The sequence below is a fragment of the Leuconostoc garlicum genome (genome assembly GCF_001998805.1).
In the GTDB taxonomy this organism is placed as follows: Bacteria; Bacillota; Bacilli; order Lactobacillales; family Lactobacillaceae; genus Leuconostoc; species Leuconostoc lactis.
On the sequence record NZ_CP016329.1, the window covers coordinates 471,559 to 497,368 of the forward strand.

Consider the following 25,810-nt stretch of genomic DNA (forward strand, 5'->3'; position numbering starts at 1 on the left):
CGCTTGACATATTATGACAACGCGTTTACTATGAAGTCGTATTATAATTGCGATAAACTTAACGATGATTTGGAGGTCAGTCAATTGTCTACCCAACCACAGTATCTTGCCCCATTTTCAGTGCATCATTTCCCTGAAGATCAGACGCTGGTCCCTGGCGCCACAATCTTAATCGGTGATGACACACCAAAAATGCCCATGTGTTTCACGAATATCGTCTATGACGATCGCCAACCTGGCTTGGTGTTAGATATTCTTGTCCCACCGGTCTATATCCCCGAAACTGGCGTCAATGATCAGCGGCAATTCCCTTTAATTATTTGGATTCAAGGCTCAGCCTTTGCTACCCAAGAAATTGGCTTACACTTACCCCACTTGGTCGACATTGCCCAACAAGGCTATGTTGTCGCCGCGGTGGCCTATCAGGGTAGTGGTAAAGGTGGGACTTTCCCGTCCACGATTCAGGATGTGAATACCGCCATTGATTTTCTTGTGGCTCACGCCAAAGACTACCATATTGATCCTGACCAACTGGTACTTTGGGGTGAATCCTCTGGGGCTTACACTGCCATTATGACGGCCGCGACTCAAAATGATGCGGCTTTTTTTAAAACAGCGCCAAAAAACCGCACATTCCAGGCGGTGATTGACTTTTACGGCCCAACCCGCTTACAAGACTTGGATTTGGCACCATCTATTCAGGAACATCGTTCCGCCGATAGCTGGGTGGGCGCCTACTTTGGCCATCACGCCATCGATCCAACCGCTGATATCATGCAACAAGCTGATCCCGTCACGCATCTGCACGCTGGCCTGCCACCATTTTTAATTTTTCATGGTACGTTAGACATGATTGTGCCCTTCCAGCAAAGCGTCCTCCTCAAAAAGGCACTTGATGCCGTGAACGTGCCGAATCAATTTGTCACGATGCAAGGCAGCAACCATGGCACGGATGCCTTTTGGTCGCCGGCAGCCAAAGCAATTGTGTTGGCATTTTTAGCGGATCACACCAAAAAAGCACCTACGTTACCCGTCACCGTTTAAGTTTAATCACACCATTTGGAGAAAATTATGGCTTTTATGACCCTGCATTACTTCTCAAATACGCTCAATAAAATGACTGAAGTCAACATCATTGTACCGGAAAGACGCGAGGCTGATGGCACGGTCGCTTATGATCAACTGCATGCCCAACCGCTAAAAACCGTCTGGTTACTGCATGGTCTGTCTGGCGACGCAACTGATTGGTACCGCATGACCGGCTTAGAGCGTTATGCCACGGCCACTGGTTACGCGGTGGTCATGCCAAATGCCGATCGCAGTTTTTACAATAACATGGCCCACGGCCAACGCTACTGGGACTTTATCACGGCAGAATTACCCCAGCGCCTACGCGCCCTGCTCCCACTGAGTAGCGCCCGCGAGGACAATGTCGTGATGGGAAATTCGATGGGTGGTTATGGCGCCTTAAAATGGGGACTGAATCAACCACAACATTTTAGCCGAATTGTGGCCTTATCTGCTGTGGTCGATTTAGCAGATTTCTACGAAAAACGTGCTATCTTTGCCATGCCTGATTTTAATTTAGTGTTTGACGGGCAAGATATCCACGCCAAGCCATTAGCTTTAGACGCCACACTGGCGCAATATGATAGCGCGCGATGGCCCCTAGACATCTACACCGCTTGTGGTGAACAAGATCCCCTTTATGCGCCTAATCTTGCTTTCAGTCACCAACTACAAGCGACATTTGGCGATCACTACACTTGGACAAGTTTACCTGGTGATCATGATTGGGATTTCTGGGATCAACAACTCGCAGCCGCCTTTACTTGGCTCACCACGACGGAAGGATGATACGATGACACAAGATGATTTACTCGCCCAAGCCAAAGTTTTACGCAAACGCAGTGAGGCTTATGATGTGCCTTTGCCCGAATCACTTCAGACCGGCCTGCATCAATCAACGCTCACCATTGACGTTGCTGACCAAGCGCCTGTCAAACTGTATATTTATGCACCGAGTTACTTACCCAGTCAAGGGGTCATTTTAAACTTCCGCGGCTCTGGCTTTATGTATCCTTGGACGCAAGGGGACTTTGCCTTTGCCAAATCGTTAGTCTTTGCCACCAATTACACGGTGGTGGATGTCGACTATCCGGTTGCACCTGAACACCCCTTTCCAGCAGCGGTTGATGCAGCATTTGGTGCCTACGTTTATGTATTAGAGCACTTCAGTAGTTTTGCCCCACTGGGTCACCCATTGATTGTGATGGGCCATAGCGCCGGCGGTAATTTAGCCGTGACAACGCAACTGCAAGCCAAAGCCCACGGCTTGAAATTAGCCGATAAGCTGATGCTTGACTTTCCAGTGCTTGATTTAGATACCGATCCCAAAGATAAAAATTATCCCGACGGCCAAGGGATTGCCATTGACGAATCCCGTCTGATGAATCAGTTTTATCTCCAAGATACTACCGGCAAAACGCGACACAATCCACTCGTGTCGCCTATTGTCGCAACCAAAGCGGAACTCACGGGCTTTCCGCCAACCATTATCCACACGGCTGAATTTGATAGCCTGCGCGATGAAGCGGAAACCTTTGCCCAACATCTTGTGGCGGCTTATGTGCGCATCACCGTTGCGCGTTATCCAGCCGCTTATCACGGGTTTACTGTGGTGAAAACGCCGATTGGCGAAAAATCCTTTGCCGATTTTGTGCAGGATTTGCTCGCCTAACCCACGATAAAAAGCTTCCGGCAATGCCAGAAGCTTTTTTAATGCTGCGACTGAACACGAACCAATTTGGCATATCGTGGTGTGTCGCTTAATCTTTTCAATGCCACATATCAACTAGTTGGAACGTTTGAGATGATGTATCACGCGATGAATCTGTTTGTGAAATAGGTACTTTTCACCCCGTTTTGCGTTATAATGGTAGATGAATTTAATTATAATATTAAGGGGAACATCATGGTTTCAGAACTCAAGACGTTAGTCACATTTTTCGGTGCTACTGGTGATTTGGCAAAGCGTAAGCTTTACCCATCAGTTTTTAACCTCTTCAAGAAAGGTTATTTGCAAGAACACTTCGCCATTGTTGGAACAGCCCGTCAAGACTTGACTGAAGATGAATTCAAGCAACTGGTGCGCGACTCAATCGCTGGCGCAGCAGAAGACAAGGCACAAGCCGAAGCCTTCATCGAACACTTCTCATATCGTGCCCACGACGTCACGGATGCGGCGTCATACGACGTTTTGAAGTCAGCAATCGAAGAAGCTTCTGACAAGTTTGGTATTGAAGGTAACCGTATCTTTTATATGTCTGTTGCCCCACGTTTCTTTGGAACAATTGCCAAGTATTTGAAGTCAGAAGGTTTGTTGGCCACAACTGGTTATAACCGTTTGATGATTGAAAAGCCATTTGGGACATCATACGAAACAGCTGAAAAGTTGCAAAGCGAATTAGAAAACGCCTTTGATGATGACCAATTGTTCCGTATTGACCACTACCTTGGTAAGGAAATGGTCCAAAATATTGCGGCTTTGCGTTTTGGTAACCCAATCTTTGATGCAGCCTGGAATAAGGACTACATCAAGAACGTACAAGTGACATTGTCAGAAGTCTTGGGTGTTGAAGAACGTGCTGGTTACTACGATACAGCCGGTGCTTTGCTTGACATGATCCAAAACCACACGATGCAAATCGTTGGTTGGTTGGCCATGGAAAAGCCTGATTCATTCACTGACAAGGACATCCGTGCCGCTAAGAATGCTGCCTTCAACGCTTTGAAGATTTACAACGAAGAAGAAGTGAACAAGTACTTCGTGCATGGCCAATATGTAGGTGGTGATTCTGCTGAATTCAAGCCATACCTTGAAGAAATGGACGTGCCAGCTGACTCAAAGAACAATACGTACATCGCTGGTGAATTGCAATTTGATTTGCCACGTTGGGAAGGTGTGCCATTCTACGTGCGTTCAGGTAAGCGCCTAGCTGCTAAGCAAACACGTATTGATATCGTCTTCAAGGCTGGTACTTTCCAATTTGGCGCAGCGCAAGAAGCCCAAGAAGCTATCTTGTCAATTTTGGTTGATCCAACAGGTGGTATCGAATTCAAGATCAACTCAAAGTCAGTTGAAGACGACTTTAACACACGTCTCATCGGTCTTGATTGGCAAGTGTCAGAAGAAGACAAGCTTAACACACCTGAACCATACGAACGTATGATTCATGACACGATGAACGGTGATGGTTCAAACTTCGCCGATTGGAACGGTGTTGCCATTGCTTGGAAGTTCGTTGATGCGATCTCAGCTGTTTACGCCGCTGATAAGGCACCACTTGAAACTTACAAGTCTGGTTCAATGGGACCAGCCGCCGCTGACAAGTTGTTGGCAAATAACGGTGATGCTTGGGTCTTTAAGGGCTAAAAGTTAATTCACATCTAAAAAGGTTGACGCAAATGCGTCAACCTTTTTTGTCTACTTGTTATCAGGTTATACAAACAAATGAAGAGCCATCGTTCAGATGAAAAAGTGAAGCACTACTTTCGCTACTTTACGATAACGTCAGAATAGCAATAACGAGAAACATCGTTATAATCAAACGTACGATGTGGTGAACCAGATGAAATTGCTGCTGATAACCGTTTAAAAAAGCCATCAATTGAAATAGTATTAACGCAGTGATAGTCATCGATCTAAATAGCGTTTCAGACAACAACAAAGCACCTAGCATCATAAGGCTACTCAAACCAATGATCATGTTGGTCAAACGATATGTCACTAAGAAATTTTGGCAAGCAGCAACCAACATTAAAATGGCGTAACTGCCTAATATAACTTTCAATATAATGACCATTACCGCTCCAATCACTCGTTTTTTATAAATATAGTCATGATAACATCAATATCACATTTTATTAACATCATTGCCAAATCGGCACTCCTCACCTCAAAGCATCGTCACTTTTGCATTAACCAAAGCAAAACCCGATGTGATCAGTGGTCAACTGATCACATCGGGTTTTATAGTGCAACGAACTATTGAGACATGGTATTGGGAGGATACTGCTACTCAGACTTCCGTTGCACGAGCACGAACTTACTTTCTTGGATTACCAGATGTCACTGGCTTATCTTGAGAAACACCCAGTTGTGCATACAAATCATTCGTTGGTGCTGTTGTCCAACCCGTCACACGACCATTCACAAATTGTGCAGCAATGCCGACAGTTGTTGGAATGGTGTAAGCTTGATCTTCAACCACCAACTTTTGGAAGGCCTTGATATTCTTAGCCAATTCCGCTGCTGACTTTGAGTCTTGCGTCTCTGTCAAATTCTTGGTCAAAGCATCTGACACAACGTGACCGAAGTTATATTGTGCTGACTTAGCCCAAAGTTGGTCAAATGTTGGCACTGTCCCTTCTGACCAGCCACCATCTGTCAAATCCCAATCATTGTTGTTACCTGCTAGGATAATTGATTGCCAAGTAGCAGAATCAACTAACTTGTCTTGGTACAACTTCACATCAATACCGGCAGCCTTCCAAGCAGCAATGTAGGCCTTTGTTTTCGCTTCAGCTGTCGTGCTACCAGAACGGGCCAAGTAAGTTAGCGTCAAATGCTTGCCATCCTTGGCATAGTAACCATCATCACCCTTCTTATAACCGGCCTTTTCCAGATACTCGCCAGCCTTCTTTGGATCACCACCAGATTTGTCATGATAGCTCTTGATTGCATTGTTGTAGAATTCTTCCTTCGCTGGATCTTTAGACATCAACGTTTTAGCTGGTTGATCAAAGCCATTGCTATACTTCTTTGTCACATCACCGACGTTCATTGCATAACCAACCGCTTTACGCACATTAGCATCTTGCAAAGGTGTTTGGCGATCTTGGACGTTGGTGCTCGTTTTCTTGTCAAAATGGCCTAAGTTAAAGTAAAGTTCCCAATAGCCCGAATCGTAATTACCAGTAGCGGCATAACCCTTGGCGTTGTCGTATTTAGACAATTGTGGTTGATCACCATTTTTCCAAAGTGAGATTGGGACACTCTTGACAATATCAAATTTCTGCTTTGCCAGATCGTTTTCTAACTTAGACTTATCTTGGTTAACGTAGAAATTAATTGAATCAAGTCGCGCTGGCTTACCCCAATATTCGCTGTTACGAACGTACTTAACCGTTGAATCAGTTGATACTGAGGCGACCTTAAACGGTCCAAATGACAATGGCGTCTTCGTTACTTTTTCTGAAGTTGCTAAGTCTTTTGACGCCACATTTTTCAAGTCATGATATGGCATGGCGTAAGCTGGAACACCATCACCCCAATCAGCTGCGGCTGGTAAACTCGTATAACTCACGGTCAACTTTTTACCATCGGCACCATCATTAAGTTTAATACCTGAAATATCTTTTGCTTTACCATTTTGGTAGTCAGCTAACCCTTTAATGTTTAAATAAGAGCTCGTAAAGCTACCGGCAGCGACTTCATTAGTTGCTAAAGTTTGTAATGAGAACAATACATCTTGGGCAGTTACCGGCTTCCCATCAGACCACTTAAGGTTATCTCGTAACGTAATCGTTACGGTCTTATTGTCCTTATCAGCCTTATAGTCAGCTGGACCACCGTTGATGATTTTACCATGCTTGTCAGTATAGAAAAGTGAGTTACCACCAGCAGGACCAAGTTCTTGTTGTACTGATGACCACTGTGCAAATTCTGAATACCCTGCAAAGCTGACTGGATCAGATGCAGTACCTGGTATTGTAACCGACAGGTTACCACCCTTCATTGGTGACTTCGGGTTCTTATAATCCCCTTTAAACGACCCAACACTGACGGCTTTACTCGTCGTAGCACTTTGATTTGACTGGCTGGCTAGAATAGCAAATCCGGCTCCCGCAACAACAACAAGACCACCGACACCAAAGGCGACTTTTTTTCCTGTACTTACCATATCTCTCTCCTCATTCATTTTTAGACCGTTAACAAGATGTTTCGTGTCACAATTATTATAAATATATCACTGTTTTTCATATTGTCAACACTTTATTTTAATTATATTTTAATTCAATGCTTGTCTTTGATCCATTGCGCGACGCGCAACTTGTCCCAAAACCACAAAACCAAATGTGAGTATGATGAGGATAAGTGTGACCGGCACCCATAACCACCACCGCACATAAATCGTTGAAGCAGACCCATTCAAGACCATCAACATCGACCCTAGCGAACTGGTCCCTTGCTTCAAACCAAAGCCCAAGAATGTCAATCCCGTTTCAATCCCGATTGACCCCGCCAGTGTTAAAGCATAATCCGAAATAATGGTTGATGAAATATTGGGCAAAATACCCGAAAATAAAATTTTATACCAGGGTGTTCCTGAAATTTTGGCTGCTTCAACGTAATCACGATTGACTTCCGACAATGTTAACGTCCGTACCAAGCGAACGTTGGCCGGCCAACTAATGACGGACAAAATCATAATCAGGCTCCAAATCGACACCCCTTTAGCCGTGGCAAAGATAATCGCCAACACCATGATTAACGGCATAATCAGCCAAAAATCAATCACACGCATTGCAATCCAATCGACCCAACCGCCAAAATAACCAATCATCATCCCAAAAACAATTGAAATCACGGAAATCAACGTCGCTACCCCGAACCCAATAATGATGGAATTCTTCGCTGAGGCAATTAATGTCAAAATAAAGTCAGCTCCAGAATCCGTGGTACCGAGAATATGCCCGTTGGTTAACGGCGGTAAGTTCGCATTTAAAATGCTACTCATCGTCCCAATATCACTCGGCACAAAAAATTGCCCAATAAAAATAAATAAGAATAACGCAATGAGTAAAATTAGAGCAGTCAAGCCCAGTCCATCACGTTCTAGTTCACGCCAAAAATTTTTCAAAAATTTTTCGCCAAAACGACTTTTTTTCGTTGCCATAGCGCCTCCTTATTTCACACGAATACGCGGATCAACCCACGCAGAAATGATGTCAGATAACAACCCACCCAAAAGGGCTAAGAAGCCTTGTAACAGCATTAATGCGGTAATCACCGTGTAGTCACGACCACTCAACGCTTGCACGAATAAGGCCCCAATCCCTGGATAACCAAAGACGGTTTCCGCAAACATCGCCCCAGCCAACACGCCCGTAATGGCATAACCAATACCGGAAGCAATTGGCAAAAAGGCATTTCTTAAAATGTGCTTGCGGAAAACATCTTTAATCTGCACCCCTTTGGCACGTGCTGTCCGCACATAGTCTTGGGCTTGCTGATCTAACAAATTCGATCTGAGGTATTGAAATACCCCGTTCGTACTAAAGAGGGCAATCGTAAAGCCAGGCAAAAAGGCATAACGTAAGTTACTGAAAAAATTCACCGCAAAATTCTTAGTGTCATCAATTCCTGTCCCTGAACTTGGGAAAATCGGAATAATATACACAAATAAAATCATCATGATGAAGTAGAACACAAAGGACGGCACCGCTGACGTCAATGTATTCCAAACAATTAACGCCCGATCAATCAATTTGTTTTCGTGACGAGCAGCGAGCAACGCTTGCGTAATCGCTAATAAATACGTGAGAATTGTTGCTAAGATACCCATCGATAGGGTTGGCCAAAGGCGTTGCTCAATCAAGCGCGTGACTGACCAGCCCTTATTAACCGTATAAGAGGTGCCTAAATCACCATGCAAAACATGGTCGACCCAACGGATATATTGCTCATACCAAGGTAAATCAAGCCCGGCTGCGTGTCGCATCCGTTCAATTGTCGCTGGATCAGAATTTGGGTTCAGGTTCCCGTAAAACGGATCTCCCGGCATCAATTGTGCCAACATAAAAATCAAAATCGACACCAAAATCATCTGCGGAATCATAATCAAGACACGGCGTAGTATTGTTTGTAGCATAATTATCGTGCCTCCTTTTTCACAGCAGCAAAGTGGGTATCTGTAATAGCCTGCAAATCAAAGGCACGCAATAATTGCCCTTGTTCGCGGTAATAATCCAACTTGCTTTCCTCAAACTCCGCTTCAAGCGCCGTACGACGTGCACGGTTGGCATCGCGTTGACTGACATCCAAACTTGGAATAGCTGAGAGTAAGCGTTTTGTATAAATATGCTGCGGATGCTCGAAAATATCGGCCGTTGTACCCATTTCGACAAAGCGCCCTTGGTGCATAATGGCAATATAGTCCGTCATGTATTTCACCACACCTAAATCATGGGAAATAAACAAAAAGCTAATCCCAAATTCACGTTGAATTTTCTTCATAAAATTCAGCACTTGCGCTTGCACCGACAAATCCAACGCCGATACTGGTTCATCAGCCACAATCAAACGTGGATTGGTTGCCAAGGCCCGTGCAACGCCAATTCGTTGCCGCTGACCACCAGAAAACTGGAACGGATATTGTGTCACTGTCCGTTCTGGCAGGCCAACAATGGCCAATAATTCTAAAACACGCGCATCAATCGCTTCTTGCGTAAAGAGTCGTTCACCGTTCGCTCCAGCGCCAATTGTCTGTGGCACACCAAAGTTTTTTAACGGCTCCGCAATAATTTCACCGATTGTTTTACGCGGATTCAGACTAGATTGACTATCTTGAAACACCATTTGTACATCTTTGTTGTAATGCAGATGCTTTTTTTGCTTAATCGTTGTCACATCTTGGCCATCAAATAAAATTTTGCCACTGGTTGGATTTTCTAGCCCAACAATCGCCTTGCCAATCGTCGTCTTCCCCGAACCAGATTCACCAACTAAGCCATACGTTTTCCCTGCTTCAATGGTAAAAGAAACGTCATCTACCGCCTTAATGTTACCTGTTACCCGATTAAAAAAACCTGAGCGAATCGGATAGTAAACTTTCAAATGCTCAATTTTAACCAGCTCACTCATACCTCACCTACCTTGTTAAAATCATCCGTAAATTCAAATGTTTGCCAAGCCGTCCCTCGTACAAAATGATTGGGGCCAACTTCATGCAACGTGTCAGCCACAGGTGCATTGACGACGTCGTCATCAAGCCATGGCAAACGTTGTAGGAACAAGTCTTTACTATGATCCATGTCCTTCAAAGCTGGTACAGTACCTGGAATTGCATACAACGCCTGCCCAGGGGCAACATCTGACGGATCCGCTCGTAACAGCGAGCGTGTGTAAGGGTGCGTTGGTTGCGTAAATAAGTCATTAACCGGCGCTTCTTCAACAATTTGCCCGGCATACATCACGGCCACTTTATCGGCCATCGCCGCCACGACACCTAAGTCATGCGTAATGAGTAAAATACCGGCATTCTTTTTGAGTTGAATTTCTTTAATTAAGTCTAGAATTTGTGCTTGTATGGTGGCATCTAACGCCGTTGTTGGCTCATCCGCAATAATCAAATCCGGTTCATTGGCCAGGGCAATCGCAATCATCACTCGTTGTCGCATCCCACCAGATAGCTCGTGCGGATATTGTTGCGCGACGCGCTTCGTATCCGTAATTCCAACATCCGTTAATAATTTTTGCACGCGTGTTGTGACAGCCTTGGCATGTTTATCATGCACGGTAATGGCTTCAGCAATTTGATCGCCAATTTTCATCAGTGGATTTAAGCTCGATAACGGATCTTGAAAGATCATCCCCACCGATACCCCACGGTACGTATCAAACTGCCGTTCAGATAACCCAATCAATTCATCACCGAGTAAGCGAATCGACCCCGTGACCTGTGTTTGATCTGGGTTATGCAACCCCATGACACTCATCGCAAAGGTTGACTTCCCTGAACCAGACTCGCCGACAAGCGCCAACACTTCACCACGTGCAATCGATAAATTAACGCGGTGTAGGGCTGTTTGATAATCGCCAGCAATTTTAAATTGGACAGATACATCTTTTGCATCTAACAACAAATTCCCCATAAAGACAGTTTCTCCTCAAACATCAATTAAATTATAATCATCATATTTTAATGATCGATTGTCGCGTTGATAATAATCATACACCTTTTTATTATAAATTGCTAATTATTTGTGAGGTTTTAATGATATAAATTATTATAAATTGGTTAAAATCACCACGTTACATCAGGTTGCCGCCTTCGATAAAAATTCTACATATTTAGATAAATGAGGATTTTATAACTAAAATACTGTTTGGTCGACCCCTCAGATAGCTTGACAGGCTATTATTTTCTTGATATAGTTTACTGGTTAATTAACTAGTAAACTATCGAGGTGACAGATGTCTGAATCCAATACAATTATTCATGAACTCAATACTTTTGTGCAAACTTACGCCGCGCGCTCTGAATTTATCAAAACAACGACGGCTCAAAAAATCAACGCCACACAAGCGCATCTACTGATGCTGTTGCAAGAAGAAAATGCAACCAATGCCAATCTGGCGAATAAGATGAACTTATCTAAGCCAGCCATCACAAAGGCCGTTAAAAATTTGATTGCCCACGGCTACGTCATTTCATCGCAAGATGCCAGCGATAAGCGCAGTGTGAATTACGCTTTAACCCCTGCTGGTATTAAGTTGGCGCGCCAACATGAACAGTCGCATCAAGCCTTACACGAAGACATTGATGCCACGATTGCGACTTTTACACCCGAACAACAAGCCACCATTATTCACTTTCTCAAACAAATTAATCAACTAGAGGATAACCGATCATGAAAAAACTCATTGCCGTGTTGGCAGTTATTGTCATTGCCATTGTTGGTTTTGCTGCCTTTAAAGGTAGCGAAACCCCTCAAAAGGCCACGAATAAAATTAGCATTATCACGTCAACTGATTTTTACGCCGAGCTTGCGCAAACCGTTGTTGGTGATCACGGCACAGCAACGGCCATTATCAAGCACGATAACATTTCCCCCGAAGACTATGAACCCACAACAGCCGTTGCCAAAAAAGTCAACGGGACTGACATTGTGATTGCTAACGGCTTAGGGTATGATGCTTGGTTGACAAAATTAGCCAAATCATCGCCAAAGTCGCAACTCGTTGAGGTTGGTGAAGATGTTTTACACGACAAAATGGGGCAAAATCCCCATTTGTGGAATGATCCCAACACGATGATTCAATCAGCTCACTATTTAGCAGATCTTTTATCTAAAAAAGATCCCGCCCACAAGGCAGACTATCAAGCCAACGCTAAGAAATATATCGCCAGCTTGCAACCCATCACTGATTTAGTGACCCAGCTGAAAGCCAGGTCTAACCAACAAGACGTGGCCCAGACGGAACCAGTCTTTGAATACATGTTAGATGCCCTCGGTTATCACGTCATGGATAATGATTTTTCTGAAGCGATTGAAGAAGGTAACGACCCTTCACCGGCAACCTTATCTGCTTTGAAAACAGCGATTACGTCACACAAAATTGCCTTCATTGTCAATAACAAACAAACAACTAGCTCAACGGTAAGCAACATTATCGATCTCGCTAAGGCTAACCATATTCCAGTTGTCAACGTCACAGAAACTATTCCAAATGGTGAACACTACGTCAGTTGGAAATTAGCAGAACTCAAACAAATTGAAGCCATCATGAAATAACATCACAACCGTGCTACGAACAGTTGTTCAAAAAGTGTTATACTACCATTGAGTGCAAAAGCTTTGCTAACTTTTGCAAAAATAGTCCCGTCATTTGATACGAATTTGACGTGGTTTGGTAGCATCTATGCATGGAGGTAATGTTTATGGCACTGACAGAGACTTATACATTGGCCAATGGGGTTCAAATCCCAGTTATTGGTTTTGGTACCTGGCAATCAGCGGACGGTGATGTCGCCTACGACGCAGTCAAATGGGCACTGGAAGCTGGTTATCGACACATTGATACAGCCGCAATTTACGGCAACGAAGCTTCTGTTGGCCGTGCAATCAAGGATTCTGGGATTGCCCGTGACGAACTGTTTGTCACGACAAAACTTTGGAACGATGGCCATAGTTACACGGCAGCCAAAGCCGCTTTGGCCACATCATTAGAAACCCTTGGTTTGGATTATGTTGATTTGTATCTGATTCACTGGCCTAATCCAGCCGCGGTGCAAGAACAAGGGCCGCAAGCTTGGGAACAAGCCAATGCGGAGACTTGGCGCGCCATGGAAGAAGCCTACGCTGACGGACAAGTTCGCGCAATTGGCGTATCCAACTTCCAAATTCATCATTTGGAAGCACTAGCGAAAACGCAAAAGATCGCGCCAATGGTGAACCAGAGCTTCTTGAACCCTTCTGATGAACAAGCTGAATTGGTCGCTTATGATAAAGCGCATAATATCTTAGACGAAGCTTACTCACCATTAGGCACCGGTAAGCTGGTACACTTACCACAAGTTGCTGATTTGGCCGCTAAGTACGGCAAATCTGTGCCACAAATCTTGATTCGTTGGTCATTGGAAAAAGGCTTCTTGCCCTTACCAAAATCAACGCACCAAGCTTACATTCAAGCTAACTTAGACGTGTTTGACTTTAGTCTCACTCCAGAAGACATGGCCACATTAGATGCCTTACAGGGTGTTGGCGGCGCGCACACAGAGCCTGATACAGCAAATTTCTAACCGATTAACCTACAGTTGTTTCACGTGAAACAACGCAAAAGGCGGACGACCAATTGGTCGTCCGCCTTTTTATAAGCTGTGCTTAAACTGAGCGCTTTTTGAAAATCCAATACGCCACACCATACATCAGCACAATATCAATCAAATAAACCCAAAGTACGGTTGTTTGTGGCAAATGGACGAGGTCTTTGAATGCCGTCTTTGGCAATTCAAGCATCGCAATACCGAGATAAATATTAAACGGATTCCACTTCATGATTGGCGCCATTTCAATCAACAACGCCGATAAACTCGTCAAAATCGGTGTCCCAACAATCATGACCACACCCAAGCCAATGGCTGCGCCAGAGCTCTTGACGAGGTTTGTAATGAGCAACACTAAGGCCGCAATAAATATGATTTGTAGCATCGTGATAACAAATGTCTGCCCCATCACTTGCCAACCGGTTCCCATGTCGTTTAACTTGGCCTGCAAGTTCACTTTAGGAACGAAAATTACTTTGGCCAACATCGTCCCTAGAAACGCCGTGACAAACAACCCTAAATAAACACTGAGATTTAACAATAGTTTGCTGGCAAAGATTTGCCCGCGGCTAAAACGCCGTGAGAGTAAGGGGCGAATCGTCCCAAAGCCAAACTCTTGTGACACGCTTAAAGCGGTAATAATAATCCCATCAAAGACGATATACACTGTTGCCTGCCCAAAATTTGCCACGACCTCACCTGTACGTTGTGTTTTAAAAATACCCATGACTGCCAACGGGAAAAGAAAGCTCAAGGCTAACCAAATATACAGGCGATTCTGTTTAAATGCCTTATAATACTCCTGTTTCATCAATGTTAACATCTCTTATTCCCCCTTCTCGTCATGCGCCAATTTGTCCAACAAGGTGCGTTCCAAATTACCCGTAACGGTTTGAATCGCCGTAATACTAATGCCGGATTGATTGATAGCCGTAATGACTTGCTGCAATGTCTCCGCCCCTGCAATTTCAATTTGCCCATCAACAGCTGTTGCCGTCCAACCTTTTGCCGCAATTAACGCACCCACAGCTTGGTTATCTGAGGTATCAAACAACCAACGTGTCTGGTCTTGGTCGAAAAATGCCGTGATTGTGGCCGTTTCAATGATTTTACCGTTGTTGATGATGACCACATCATCCACCAGTTTTTGTAGTTCATCTAACAAATGACTGGAAATTAAGAAGGCAACCCCTTCGTCTGCCAATGTGCGAATCAAAAGCCGCAAATCATGAACTGATTGCGGATCCAAACCGTTCATGGGTTCATCTAAAATAACCAACTTTGGATGACGAATAAGTGCGATTGCAATCCCCAAGCGCTGCTTCATCCCCAAAGAGAATTGCTTGGCTTTTCTTTTACCAAAATTAGGCCCGTCAATTTGTGTTTTCCGCATCAAATCCTGGAAATCTGCCGGTGTTTTGGTATCCATGGCATAGAGCTTTAAGTGCTCTAATGCGGTTAAATTAGGATAAATAGCGGGATATTCAATTAAGTTCCCCATTTTATCCAAGGCTTGATGATGACTAAACGTAATGGGTTGCCCATCAAACATAACACTGCCTGAATCATAACGCATCAAGCCAGTAATCGCGCGCATGGTCGTTGATTTACCGGCACCGTTTGGGCCAATCAAACCGACAATCCGGCCAGCTTCTACCTGAAAGCTGACGTCCGTCATCGCCATTTTCTTACCATAACGCTTATTAACATTTTTAACTTCTAATAATGCCATTTTTCCCCCTCAATACTGCAATTAATTAGCGATCCCAAGTCATTTTAAATCTTGGCTTAAAGACAAATGCAAACGTGATACCTGCCAAAATGACCGGTATAATCATGGTGCTGATGACCACCTTCACATCAATAGACCCAACATGGCTCATCAAGGTTGTCAATTCCGTTGCCGCAAACACAAAAATAACAATTGGCCAACGCAAATAACGAATCCGAACAGCTTCTTCGGTTGTTTCACCACTAATTTTTTTCGCCAACAGATACCCAATACCAAACAATACCAAGCTAGCCAGTAACCTGATGGTCAAATCCAACAACATATTCTTCTGCCAATAAGTTTCAATGGTACTGAGTGGTTGCCCCATCACAGCCACCGTAAATAACAGCCCCACAACCTTCATCCAATTAGGCCCAATCACGGTATAGATAATGGCGGCAATACTAGCAAAAAAGAAATAACCCAGGGCAAAATTCAAACTTGTCGTCATCAAGCCTGTCATATTAACTGGTTGTATCACGAACAACATCCCAATCGTCACCAAAAAGCCGACGACAATTGGCAAAACAACTAATAAGAGTACCCGCGAGAGAAACAATTCACCACGGGAAACGCGTTGCGTATAGAGCCACACATCCAACCGGCGTGACTGGTCTAACAATAACGAGAGAAAAGCCACAATCAACCAACCACCAGTGAGCAAGATGCCGCTTTCAGCAATAGCTGACAATTGATGTTGCCAAAGGAATGAGCCGACTTGTAGTCCCATCAGCCCCAATCCCAAAATGAACGCTAACAGCATTTGATCCTTTTTAATGTGCGCATACAGTTGTAATGCTTGCTTCATTCTGCCACCTCCAATTCTTGCTGCCAAGCATAGGCTTCTTCTGCAAAGCTCGCTCGAAAAACATCTTCACTCCCAACAGGTAGTTCTTCCACAAATTTGAAATCTTGTCCTGCTAATCGAATCCCAATGTCTTCCGTGAAATCATTGAAAACAATCGTCACAATATGGCCCGTTTGCGCAATAATTGTCCCGCTCTCCCGTAAGAAACTTGGCAGTTCATCACCAGCAAAGGCTAATTGATATTTTCTAATATTTTTATTTTCTTCAATGGCAAACGTCCGATCAATCGTATGATCTTTGAGGAGCAAAACACGATCCACTAGGGTATCTAAATCGACTAAATTATGGGAGGCAATCAACACCGTTGTTTGGTGCGCCGTGACTTGATCGACAATAAGTTGTTTCACTTGATCGCGAATTAACACATCGAGTCCGTCTAATGGTTCATCCAATAAGACATAACGTGCCCGACTCGCAAAGCTTGCGATAATCACAAATAACGCGCGCATACCTTTTGAATAAGTCCGGATACGCTTGTTATTATTTAGCCCAAAACGTTTAATTTCGGCATCATACCAAGTCTCATCAAAGTGACGATACGCCACTTTTAGAATCGCTTTCACTTTTTTGGGAGAATAGTAACTCAACCAATTTTCCGGCATATCCACGTAAAATAATTGATCATGTAAATCAATGGTTTTCACATAATCCAAGCCGTCTAAGCCAATCCGCCCAAAATCCGGCAATAATTCACCTGAAATCGTATCAAACAACGTGGTTTTCCCAGAACCATTTCGGCCAACTAACCCCACAATTTCGCCCTGATGTAACTCAAAGCTCACATTTTTTAAAACATCCTGTTTTTGAATTTTCTTCGAGATGTTTTCAACCACTAACGTCATGCTTCCTCCTCGTGTTCTTCCCCTTGTACGCCATAGCCCAAATCAATCCAGTGCTGCAGCTGCGACCGCGGAATCGCCGCCCGCTTCGCCTCAATGATAACTTCATCCAGTCGCTGTTGAATACTTACCAGCAAGCGCTCATCCGTGGCCGTTGCTTCATGTCCCAAAACAAATGCCCCCTTACCAGCAACCGTTTCAATCACTTGTTGCTGTTCTAGGGCCTTATACGCTTTTGCCACTGTATTAGGATTGAGCCCTTCAATGAGGGCCATTTCTCTCACAGATGGTAACTTATCACCTTGGCGCAACGCCCCAGATGCGACTTGTGATTTAATCCGCCACATGAGCTGTTCGTACAATGGCTGATGCCTCTGAATTTGTCCCATTCACGCCACCTCTTTTTATTTAATTTGCGATAACCGCACTTTTCGTCATGCCAAACCCAACCAACTGTACTACGTGTACTATTGTACATAGTACAGTTGAATGTGTCAACACGTGACAAGCTTACTGCTGGCCACTTTTGCCTCATAAACAACGCAAAAAAGCACCGCAACATGATTGTTGCAGTGCTTTTTTGACAAACGAAACCCCGTATCTGCTTACAATACGGGGGATTATATATCTTTAAGAGTGAGAAGAGAAGAGATTTTTTAGGAGAGAGAATAAATTGAAAATCCACCAGTATTTACAGGGTTTCGTTCTTAATTAATAAGTTTCTTGTTGCTTATCAATAACTTTATTATAAAGACCTAAGATTAAATTTAGTTTAAAATAACTGACTTAAATCCTTTAAAATGTCATAACCCAGCCCTTGATAACTAAAAAACGTCACAAGCTAGACTGACTAGTTTGTGACGTTTCCTTTGTTATTTGACTTCACTTAACTTTGTTGGCACGGTAATTTTACCATCTAAAATTTCTTGTTTAGCTGCTTGTGTTGCGGCCCAAGCATTTTCTGGCATTGAATCACGGGCAATATCAACACCCTTTTGCTTCAAGCCATACGTTACAGTTTGGCCACCAGGGAACTTACCCTTTTTACCGTCTTCGGCGACCAGTTCGATGGCGTTGTCAACCCGCTTAATGGCAGATGCCAACGTGAAGTTAGCCTTTTTGCCATCCTTAGTTGTATAGTTACCATCTTGCTTTTGATCCATGTCAACACCGATGACCCAGACTTTATTGTCTGCTGTGGTGTTTTCATTGATAGCCTTCGCTTCGGCAAAGACACCGTTACCAGTTGCCCCAGCAGCTTGGAAAATCACATCAACGCCACTGGCATACATTGCTGCGGCAATTGTCTTACCCTTAGCTGCATCAGTAAAGGTATTCGCATATTGTGATACGAATGTTGCCTTTGGATTTGTTGCTAACACACCAGCCTTAAAGCCAGCTTCGAATTGTTCAACAACTTCGCCCTTCACACCACCAACGAAACCAATCTTACCTGTCTTTGACACGGTCGCTGCGGCGACACCTGCAAGATAAGATGATTGTTCTGAATGGAACATAATTGAAACGGCATTCTTAGTTGGAACTTTGGCTTCAACCATCGCAAAGTTAGTCTTCGGATTAGCCTTAGCGACTTGATTCATCGCAGGACCACCCATGAATGAAATACCGACAACCAACTTATAGTTTGCTTTCACGGCTTGTTGCAAGTTTGACTTGATTTCCGAATTGTCATTTGAGACAAAATAAGTATAACCATTCGCCCCTTGCTTTAAGCCGTTCTTTTCACCATAACGCTTGATACCAGTCCAGGCTGATTGATTAAACGACTTATCGTCGACACCGCCAGTACTTGTCACTAAGGCAACCGAATAAACATCCTTCTTCTTTGCCCCTGAATTCATAGCAACAGATGTGCCAATACCAATAACTGCAACAGCGGCGACCAGGCCACCAATCAATGTTGAACGCTTCATTTAATTTTCCTCCGACTATATATCTCTCTGTATATATAGAAATTATTTGTGTTTTGCCAAGCTTGGCTTAAATACACCGTCAACTATCATACCAGTAATTTTTTCTCAACGCAATAAGTAATTTTAACTTCGTGACCAATAACTGGTTCCGATTAACGTATTTTTTTGATTGGGGACACAGTGGCTAATTAAAGTTTTAAGCAATCAATTTATTTGTTTGACTTTTCACAAACAAACGTATGTACTTACTTATTGTAATAAACATCACGAACAATCGTGACACAATAAAGGAGAGAAGATTATGATTTTTTGGTTACGTCACTCAAAAGTGGCAATGTGGGGATTAACGATACTACGTATCTACCTCGGTTTCGGTTGGGCAAAAGACGGGTTTGAAAAGCTTACTGGCCCTAAGTCTTTCGATGCATCAGGCTTGATTATGAGTGCCATTAAGCACCCCGTCACCGATCCAAGTGGTGCAAAGGCATTCCCTTGGTATGACTGGTTCTTGTCAACATTCACCAATAACGGTCACAACACAGCATTCTTTTCATTTTTAGTTGCTTGGGGTGAACTATTGGTTGGCCTTGGTCTCATTTTCGGGACATTGACGATCGCTGCTAGCTTCTTTGCACTTGTTATGAATTTCTCATATCTTGGTGCTGGTGTTGTCTCAGTCAACCCAACTTATATTTTAATCGGCAGCTTGCTCTTGGTTTCTGGTTACAATGCAGGTAAGATTGGCTTGGATCACTGGGTAACACCATTCCTTCGTTCAAAGTTTCCTTTCCTCAATAACGATATTAAAGTCAACTAGGACTTTAAGCCATTTTAAAAAGACCCTCTGGGGTCTTTTTTGTTTGCCAATGCGTTTATCTTGTCGCACAGTAGACGCATTCTGTATAATGAGCGTAACAACTAAACGTTAGAGGTGTATGATGCAATTCAAAGACAAACCTTATCACTTCATCCCCGCCACGGTGCCTGAGTCAGCGCATACTGTTATTCGCGACGTGGCTTATGGCCCCGATTCGCGACAACAGTTAGACATCTATTTGCCTGCTGGTCAGCAAGATTTCCCAGTTATTCTTGATTTATATGGTGGTGGCTTACTTCGCGGCCAAAAATCCTCTTTTAAACTCAACCCCAGTTTACGCTTTTTAGCTGCTGGTTTTGCGGTGGTTAGTATGGATTATCGCCTCAACACCGCTACACATAATCAGTTCCCTGAACAAATTGCCGACATTAGTACTGCCATTCATTTTTTGGCCCAACAGGCAACAGATTATCAATTAGATATGACACACCTCACGCTCATTGGCGAATCCAGTGGCGCCCAATTAGCCGTGCTTGCTGCTGCCAGTTTTTCAGCCGGTGTGCCATTAGGCACCCTATCATCAGCAGATATTGCGACTTTACCGGAAATCAAGCGTGTCATTGGTCTATATGGCCCTTATCAAGTCGACCAAATGACGCAACAGTTCCAACAGCTCGGCATAACCCCCCAGTTTCCAGAAACCGGTACAGCTGATGCCTTTGAAGGCATCATGTTAGACCATCACGCACCAGAAACGGCTCCGGCTCTTGTTAAACAGGCGAATCCTGCGACGTATTTGACACCAAAAATGCCACCGCTTTTCTTAATTGCCGGCAAGAAAGATCCCGTCGTCCCTTATTTACAGAGTGTCGATCTCGCGCAACGTTACCAAGCCGCCACATTGCGCCCAGCCACAACCCTTTGGGTGCCTGGCGGTGTCCACGGCCCAACTGATTATGATACCGATGCCATCTATCAACAAAAGTACGCCTTTATCACAGCAACACCAAAAAACGACGCCTCATACTAGGCGTCGTTTTTTGCTAATAATTGTAAAATTGTGCGTGAGACACCGTCATGGTTATTATCAGCCACAACCGGTAAAAAGTCCCCCACTAAAGTCGTTTTGGGCATGATGAAAGGATAACCCACATGCGTTAACATCTCAACATCATTACCTCCGTCACCAAACGCAGCAACATGGGCCATCTCAATCCCTAAGTGATCCGCTAAGACTTGCAACCCTACCGCCTTATTCACACCAGCAGGCACAATATCAATCGCCCCTGTGCCAGTTTCGGTCACATGGACAGCATGTCCCAATGCTTGCTTAGCAGCAGTATAAAACTGTAATTCATCAAAGTCACGCCAATTCATCGTGACTTTAAAGATTGGCTCCGCAATGTCGGCAACATCGTCAAAAATGACAATATGTTGAAAATACTTCAGGTGCTTATCCATGACAACATTGGCAAATGCACGTGGGATATAAGCCGTATCATCCGTGGAGTAAACCACCCCTTGGTCCGGTTTTGGTTCAAAGTTAGCAATTAAGGTGGCAATTTGCGCTAACGTTGCGCGCGGGATCGCCCGTTCATATAACACTTGGCCATCACCAGTCACAACCCGCGCACCATTATTTGATACAAAATTAATGCCGTCATTTAAAAAGCCTGCCATAATGCGATTAATGCGTGTCTGATGGACACCGGTAGCAATCGCAAAGGCAATATGCTGGGCTTTAAGTTGCGTGAGGACAGTCCGAAATAACGCATGATCAAACGTCTTATCATCCGCTAAGAATGTCCCATCTAAATCTGTTGCAATCAGCTGAATGTTTGCCATGAGTCGTGTATTCCGCTTCTATTTTTTCGCTCTCTAGCAGTCGTCTATGTCTATTTTTAGTTTACCACATTTATATCATGACAAATGTGACTAAGTACTTACGCATACGCTAGAATACGTTGGGCAATCCAAGCAGCCTCACGTAAAATGACCGTATTGACGCCAGGACGTGGAATCACCGTCCCAAACCACTTGAGGCCTTCAAGCGTAATACCATAAATATACAAATGTGGCACTTTATTGCCATTTTGGTCAATCACTTCAAAAGTTTGGCGATCAAATGTCGCAGCGCCTAACTGATAAGTTGACCCGTCTGCGCGTGTCCGAGTTGGTTGCACGAGCAGTCCTTGTTGGCGCAAGTTTTCAATAACTGGATTTCTTGAGATCCCAATATCTGTTGCCCCCAAGCGTGCTTCAATCAAGGCATTCCCACGGAATTCTTGTTGGCGGGCGTCGCGGGCAACAAATTGTTGGCCCTCAGTGTCAACATGAATTTGTGGCGCTGTCACTTCAAAGACCCCTGCTTCTATCAAAGCCAGTAGTTGTTCAATTCGTTCAAGCGGTGGTCCAACTGACACTGACACATCGAATGGTTTGAATTGGCGCAAGAATTTTTCATACGCGTCTGCGTCAAAATAATCATGTTCAATCACATAACGAATCCGATCGCGCACATCGCGCATAATATCAAATGTTCCAGCAAAAGGTGCGTGCTTATTCCCCAATTTGGCATCGGCAATATCTGCTCGCAAATACGTTTTAAACCACGTTGCGTAGTCAACTGCAGCATCTAAATCACGGGCTGGATTACGAATGAGATCAATATCAAATGCTGGTATATCATCCAAGCCAAATGCTTTTGCTGTCGCCATTAAATCATCACTAGTTAACAAAGCCTGGCGTAAGGCTTCGGCTTGATCATAAGGTAAGCGATTAGGCATAATTGCCAGTTGGTTTAAAATGTATTTGTAAGTAAGCTCTTTTACTATTAATTTTTCAAAATCGTCATACTGTAAATGACCGCCACCCGCTGCCCGCAAAGCGTCTAAAGCTGGTAACGTGAAAAACTTTGGTACGTATAATTCACTCGTGTCCTTTTCATTGACACCGCGTGCATGTAGTGGGAACCCGCCACGTGAGCCCGCAATCACATGTGGCTCATGACCCGAAGGGATATAGTCTAGTTCACCGGCAGCATTCCGGACAAATTGGCCGCCCTTCCCCACAGTCAAAGCGGACAAGTAATCAAAAAAGCTCAAGCCGAGACCACGAACAATAATGGTATCATTTTCATCAAATACTGATAAATCAGCTTCTGCTGGATGCGTTGGCGCAACGTATTTAAGGTGATTTTCCGCAGCAAATGTTTTAAAACCAGCCTCTTCTTCTGATAAATAATCATCGGAATGCCCTAACGCCATCACCACTTGATCTGATAAAATTTGCATGCCGTCAGCTAACGTCAATTGGAATTTCTGACCAATTGGCGTGACCTGGGTGACGGCTTGTTGTGTAAAGGTCAGCGTTTGGTTTTGACGTACACGTTGCGTTAACCATTCAAAGAACCAAGCCGCATAGACGCCCATCATGCCCCGCGAGGCAAAGTCACCTGGTTGCTTTAATCGGGCAACTTCTTGCTGGTAAAATGGCGCAAATTCGGGGTGAGCTGCTAAAAATGTTGCCGCTTGTCCTGCTAGCCATTGTCGTAAATTTGGTCCTGGTAAGGGCTTCCCACCATTTTCGATTGAGTCATCATTAAATAATGTAATTTGATCAATCACGGTGTTCATTAAAAACTGCTGATTTTGTGGTATGAATGGATCCCAGACACGACCACCAATTGCATAGGGATCAAAAATTTGAATATCGAGCTTGGTATCATCCTCAGCGAGATTGATAAGTCGCTCTGCGACAGCCAGACCACGAGGGCCAGCACCAATAATTGCAACTTGCATGTATCTATATTCTCCAAAGCGTTAATCAAAACGTCTTATCCATTATTTTGTAAACTAGTTTCCATTATAGTCGGTTTTAACCGCGTTTTCAAAAACTTAACTTACATTTTGTCAATAGACGACTTTAACAGCGCTTGAAGCTGCTTAAAATGCCGCTTTGAATAGGGTAACGCCACACAAGTATCTAATATCACGGTATGATTGCGGCGATCTAAATGACAAATTTTATCACGATTAATCACATACGCCGCATGTATTTGAATTAACTTATCACTCAAATCAGCCAACGTTTTCATTGTCGCGCGCAAGTCGATTTGGCGCTGTTCACAATAAATCGTTGCCCGATGACTGGCCATAACATTACTGGCAATATAAATCATGTCATTCACATCCACAATTTCCCGCTGATGACTACTGGGCAAAGTGACAATTTCGGGTGTTTGTTGCGTTTGCAGCGCCAAATGGCGATTGGCAACACGGATAGCTGAGCGAATGCGTTGCTTAAATTTCGTTTCACACAATGATTTGTCCACAAAATCTAACGCACCGATTTGATATTGATAACTCATCGCTAGTAATTCAGTATGCGTACTAACAATAATAATCGGCGATAAACTGTCAAAGCTACGAATGGCCTGGGCAACATTAAGGCCGGCATGCACGACATGATGCAACGCTAAATCAATTAAAATGACTTTCGGTTGGCGATCTGCTTGTAACGCGGCTAATAATGGTGCCGGTTGATCAAATAACTGACACGCACCAATAATTTGCTGTAGCCGCTGTTGTTGCTGTGGGTGGTCTTCTAAAACATAATAATGGGTCAATTTGCACCCCCAAACGTTAATGCTTGCCTGACACGACGGCTTTCAGTCACCGTCACTAATTCAATATCACGTCGTTGGGCCAAAAATTGATGGACAAAATATAAACCAAGTCCCGCATGCCCTCGTTTTGATGAATAACCAAGCTGCTTAGCCACTGGTAAATCAATTTGATGTAAACAACTATTGATGATTGCTACTTGTTCGGAAGCCACGAAAACAACCGTCACCAACTTTTCTGGTGTATCAACAGCGGCTTCAATCGCATTATCGAGCAAAATACCAAAAACGCGATAAAATGCATCATCCACTTTAAAGTCAACCGGTTGAAAAACTTGGTGAATATCGATGGTAAACTGCACCCCTTGCTGCGATGCTTGTTGATATTTCACTAATAACACACTACGCAAATTCACATTAGCAATTAAATGGAGTGCCAAGACCTGCGTCTCTGGCAAGGTCTGCTGGCTCGTTTCAATCACAGATTCATAAGCGTATTGCACATCCGCCATATTGCCATTTGGGATACCGTAAGCCAAACTCGCTAAAATATTTTTATAGTCATGTCGAAATGTGCGATACGCCAAATATTGCTTTTCCAGCTGATTCGTATACTGCTGTGTTGCAGCTAACATGTGATCACGTTGCTGTAATTTACACGTTAATAGGTCATATTGATGTCGCAATGCGGGCAGCCCGATAATCAGCAGCACCCCCACCAGCGATAATATTTCCCACATCACTGATCCTTGGTACGCTGTATGATGCCACAAATAAGCTAAATAATCGTTTAAACCACGCATGCCAAACCCAATCATTAAAAAAACGCCGAGTTGCCGGGGATGGCGTTGAAAAAAGCTGGTGGTTAACCATTTGAAATGATATAAATATGGTACAATCGCGACCACAATCGTCACAACCCCAGCCATTAAATAACCGAGTAACTGAATGACTAAGGGGAGCGTCAGGAGTGACAATATGGCCAATGCGACATTGTACACCCAAGCAGCCAGTAACGAACTCACAATGGCATCCAGTAACAACACACCAAGCGGTGTTGCTTGCTGTATTCGTCGCCCAACATAAACTAAACTCACAATGAGTAGTGTTGAGGTCACGCTAACCTGATAAGCTGTTGGCACCAGCCAACGGCTGATCGCTGTCACGATGACTAACCAGCCTAAAAGTTGCCCTATCGTCCGACGTGCTACCTGAGGTTGTCCCAATAATAGACCAAACCAAACAACCGCCGCAATCGTCGACGCCAGTGGTTGCATCAGCAAATTAATATATGACAAAATTGTTAGCATGGCACTCCTCCGTGCGTCACCTTGATGCGTGTCA

At 44.0% G+C, this 25,810-nt stretch carries 24 protein-coding genes; 9 read left to right on the forward strand and 15 right to left on the reverse strand.

Annotated elements, in window-relative coordinates:
- Positions 1-30: 30 nt before the first annotated feature.
- The 4 genes from A9176_RS02325 to zwf all read left to right on the forward strand — a co-directional run bounded on the left by A9176_RS02325 (position 31) and on the right by zwf (position 4,435).
- Positions 31-1,044 (forward strand): alpha/beta hydrolase, encoded by a 1,014-nt coding sequence (locus A9176_RS02325; protein WP_077282033.1) that lies wholly within the window; start codon positions 31-33, stop codon positions 1,042-1,044.
- Positions 1,045-1,071: 27 nt separating this feature from the next.
- A complete protein-coding gene (locus A9176_RS02330; protein WP_077282034.1) occupies positions 1,072-1,857 on the forward strand; it encodes an alpha/beta hydrolase in 786 nt (261 codons plus the stop codon).
- A gap of 4 nt (positions 1,858-1,861) precedes the next feature.
- Positions 1,862-2,740: an alpha/beta hydrolase gene (locus A9176_RS02335; protein ID WP_077282035.1), complete on the forward strand. Its 879-nt coding sequence runs from the start codon at positions 1,862-1,864 to the stop codon at positions 2,738-2,740.
- A 234-nt stretch (positions 2,741-2,974) separates the two neighbouring features.
- Positions 2,975-4,435 (forward strand): glucose-6-phosphate dehydrogenase, encoded by a 1,461-nt coding sequence (gene zwf / locus A9176_RS02340; protein WP_077282036.1) that lies wholly within the window; start codon positions 2,975-2,977, stop codon positions 4,433-4,435.
- A 673-nt stretch (positions 4,436-5,108) separates the two neighbouring features.
- Here the strand turns inward: zwf and A9176_RS02350 are convergent.
- From A9176_RS02350 to A9176_RS02370, 5 genes are all read right to left on the reverse strand, one after another.
- Positions 5,109-6,965, reverse strand: coding sequence for an ABC transporter substrate-binding protein (locus A9176_RS02350; RefSeq protein WP_068851185.1), 1,857 nt, complete (start codon positions 6,963-6,965; stop codon positions 5,109-5,111).
- Positions 6,966-7,073: 108 nt separating this feature from the next.
- Positions 7,074-7,961, reverse strand: a complete 888-nt coding sequence (locus A9176_RS02355; protein WP_068851187.1) for an ABC transporter permease — start codon at positions 7,959-7,961, stop codon at positions 7,074-7,076.
- 9 nt (positions 7,962-7,970) lie between these two features.
- Positions 7,971-8,936 carry an ABC transporter permease gene (locus A9176_RS02360; RefSeq protein ID WP_009999951.1) on the reverse strand — a complete coding sequence of 322 codons (966 nt, stop codon included), beginning with the start codon at positions 8,934-8,936 and terminating at the stop codon, positions 7,971-7,973.
- Between the two features lie 2 nt (positions 8,937-8,938).
- On the reverse strand, positions 8,939-9,928 hold the full coding sequence (locus tag A9176_RS02365) for an ATP-binding cassette domain-containing protein (RefSeq protein WP_077282038.1): 990 nt from the start codon (positions 9,926-9,928) through the stop codon (positions 8,939-8,941).
- Positions 9,925-10,938: an ABC transporter ATP-binding protein gene (locus A9176_RS02370; protein ID WP_029509965.1), complete on the reverse strand. Its 1,014-nt coding sequence runs from the start codon at positions 10,936-10,938 to the stop codon at positions 9,925-9,927. The genes A9176_RS02365 and A9176_RS02370 overlap by 4 nt, the downstream gene beginning before the upstream one ends.
- A gap of 322 nt (positions 10,939-11,260) precedes the next feature.
- Between A9176_RS02370 and A9176_RS02375 the strand changes: the two genes are divergently transcribed.
- From A9176_RS02375 to A9176_RS02385, 3 genes are all read left to right on the forward strand, one after another.
- Positions 11,261-11,701 (forward strand): MarR family winged helix-turn-helix transcriptional regulator, encoded by a 441-nt coding sequence (locus A9176_RS02375; protein ID WP_029509964.1) that lies wholly within the window; start codon positions 11,261-11,263, stop codon positions 11,699-11,701.
- On the forward strand, positions 11,698-12,582 hold the full coding sequence (locus tag A9176_RS02380) for a metal ABC transporter solute-binding protein, Zn/Mn family (protein ID WP_077282039.1): 885 nt from the start codon (positions 11,698-11,700) through the stop codon (positions 12,580-12,582). Before A9176_RS02375 ends, A9176_RS02380 begins: the two co-directional genes overlap by 4 nt.
- Positions 12,583-12,728: 146 nt before the next feature.
- Positions 12,729-13,589 carry an aldo/keto reductase gene (locus tag A9176_RS02385; protein WP_077282040.1) on the forward strand — a complete coding sequence of 287 codons (861 nt, stop codon included), beginning with the start codon at positions 12,729-12,731 and terminating at the stop codon, positions 13,587-13,589.
- A gap of 82 nt (positions 13,590-13,671) precedes the next feature.
- Here the strand turns inward: A9176_RS02385 and A9176_RS02390 are convergent, their stop codons facing one another.
- The 6 genes from A9176_RS02390 to A9176_RS02415 all read right to left on the reverse strand — a co-directional run bounded on the left by A9176_RS02390 (position 13,672) and on the right by A9176_RS02415 (position 19,025).
- The gene (locus A9176_RS02390) at positions 13,672-14,436 is read right to left on the reverse strand and encodes an ABC transporter permease (RefSeq protein ID WP_077282041.1); all 765 of its coding nucleotides are present in this window, start codon (positions 14,434-14,436) and stop codon (positions 13,672-13,674) included.
- A gap of 3 nt (positions 14,437-14,439) precedes the next feature.
- Complete coding sequence (locus tag A9176_RS02395) at positions 14,440-15,345, reverse strand: ABC transporter ATP-binding protein (protein WP_077282042.1); 906 nt, start codon at positions 15,343-15,345, stop codon at positions 14,440-14,442.
- A gap of 25 nt (positions 15,346-15,370) precedes the next feature.
- On the reverse strand, positions 15,371-16,192 hold the full coding sequence (locus A9176_RS02400; protein ID WP_077282043.1) for a hypothetical protein: 822 nt from the start codon (positions 16,190-16,192) through the stop codon (positions 15,371-15,373).
- A complete protein-coding gene (locus A9176_RS02405) occupies positions 16,189-17,094 on the reverse strand; it encodes an ATP-binding cassette domain-containing protein (RefSeq protein WP_010006258.1) in 906 nt (301 codons plus the stop codon). The genes A9176_RS02400 and A9176_RS02405 overlap by 4 nt, the downstream gene beginning before the upstream one ends.
- Positions 17,091-17,480, reverse strand: coding sequence for a GntR family transcriptional regulator (locus tag A9176_RS02410; protein WP_077282044.1), 390 nt, complete (start codon positions 17,478-17,480; stop codon positions 17,091-17,093). Before A9176_RS02410 ends, A9176_RS02405 begins: the two co-directional genes overlap by 4 nt.
- Before the next feature lie 483 nt (positions 17,481-17,963).
- Positions 17,964-19,025, reverse strand: a complete 1,062-nt coding sequence (locus tag A9176_RS02415; RefSeq protein ID WP_010006252.1) for a BMP family lipoprotein — start codon at positions 19,023-19,025, stop codon at positions 17,964-17,966.
- Positions 19,026-19,326: 301 nt separating this feature from the next.
- Between A9176_RS02415 and A9176_RS02420 the strand changes: the two genes are divergently transcribed.
- Both A9176_RS02420 and A9176_RS02425 read left to right on the forward strand, forming a co-directional pair.
- Complete coding sequence (locus A9176_RS02420) at positions 19,327-19,842, forward strand: DoxX family membrane protein (RefSeq protein WP_077282045.1); 516 nt, start codon at positions 19,327-19,329, stop codon at positions 19,840-19,842.
- A 121-nt stretch (positions 19,843-19,963) separates the two neighbouring features.
- Positions 19,964-20,872 (forward strand): alpha/beta hydrolase, encoded by a 909-nt coding sequence (locus A9176_RS02425; RefSeq protein ID WP_077282046.1) that lies wholly within the window; start codon positions 19,964-19,966, stop codon positions 20,870-20,872.
- On the opposite strand, the gene A9176_RS02430 is transcribed toward A9176_RS02425, so the two are convergent.
- The 4 genes from A9176_RS02430 to A9176_RS02445 form a co-directional block, all read right to left on the reverse strand.
- Positions 20,869-21,687, reverse strand: a complete 819-nt coding sequence (locus tag A9176_RS02430) for an HAD-IIB family hydrolase (protein ID WP_068851223.1) — start codon at positions 21,685-21,687, stop codon at positions 20,869-20,871. The genes A9176_RS02425 and A9176_RS02430 overlap by 4 nt on opposite strands.
- A gap of 98 nt (positions 21,688-21,785) precedes the next feature.
- Positions 21,786-23,642 carry an FAD/NAD(P)-binding protein gene (locus tag A9176_RS02435; protein ID WP_077282047.1) on the reverse strand — a complete coding sequence of 619 codons (1,857 nt, stop codon included), beginning with the start codon at positions 23,640-23,642 and terminating at the stop codon, positions 21,786-21,788.
- A 101-nt stretch (positions 23,643-23,743) separates the two neighbouring features.
- Positions 23,744-24,469, reverse strand: a complete 726-nt coding sequence (locus A9176_RS02440) for a response regulator transcription factor (protein WP_077282048.1) — start codon at positions 24,467-24,469, stop codon at positions 23,744-23,746.
- Positions 24,466-25,776 carry a GHKL domain-containing protein gene (locus A9176_RS02445; protein ID WP_077282049.1) on the reverse strand — a complete coding sequence of 437 codons (1,311 nt, stop codon included), beginning with the start codon at positions 25,774-25,776 and terminating at the stop codon, positions 24,466-24,468. The genes A9176_RS02440 and A9176_RS02445 overlap by 4 nt, the downstream gene beginning before the upstream one ends.
- Between the last annotated feature and the right edge of the window lie 34 nt (positions 25,777-25,810).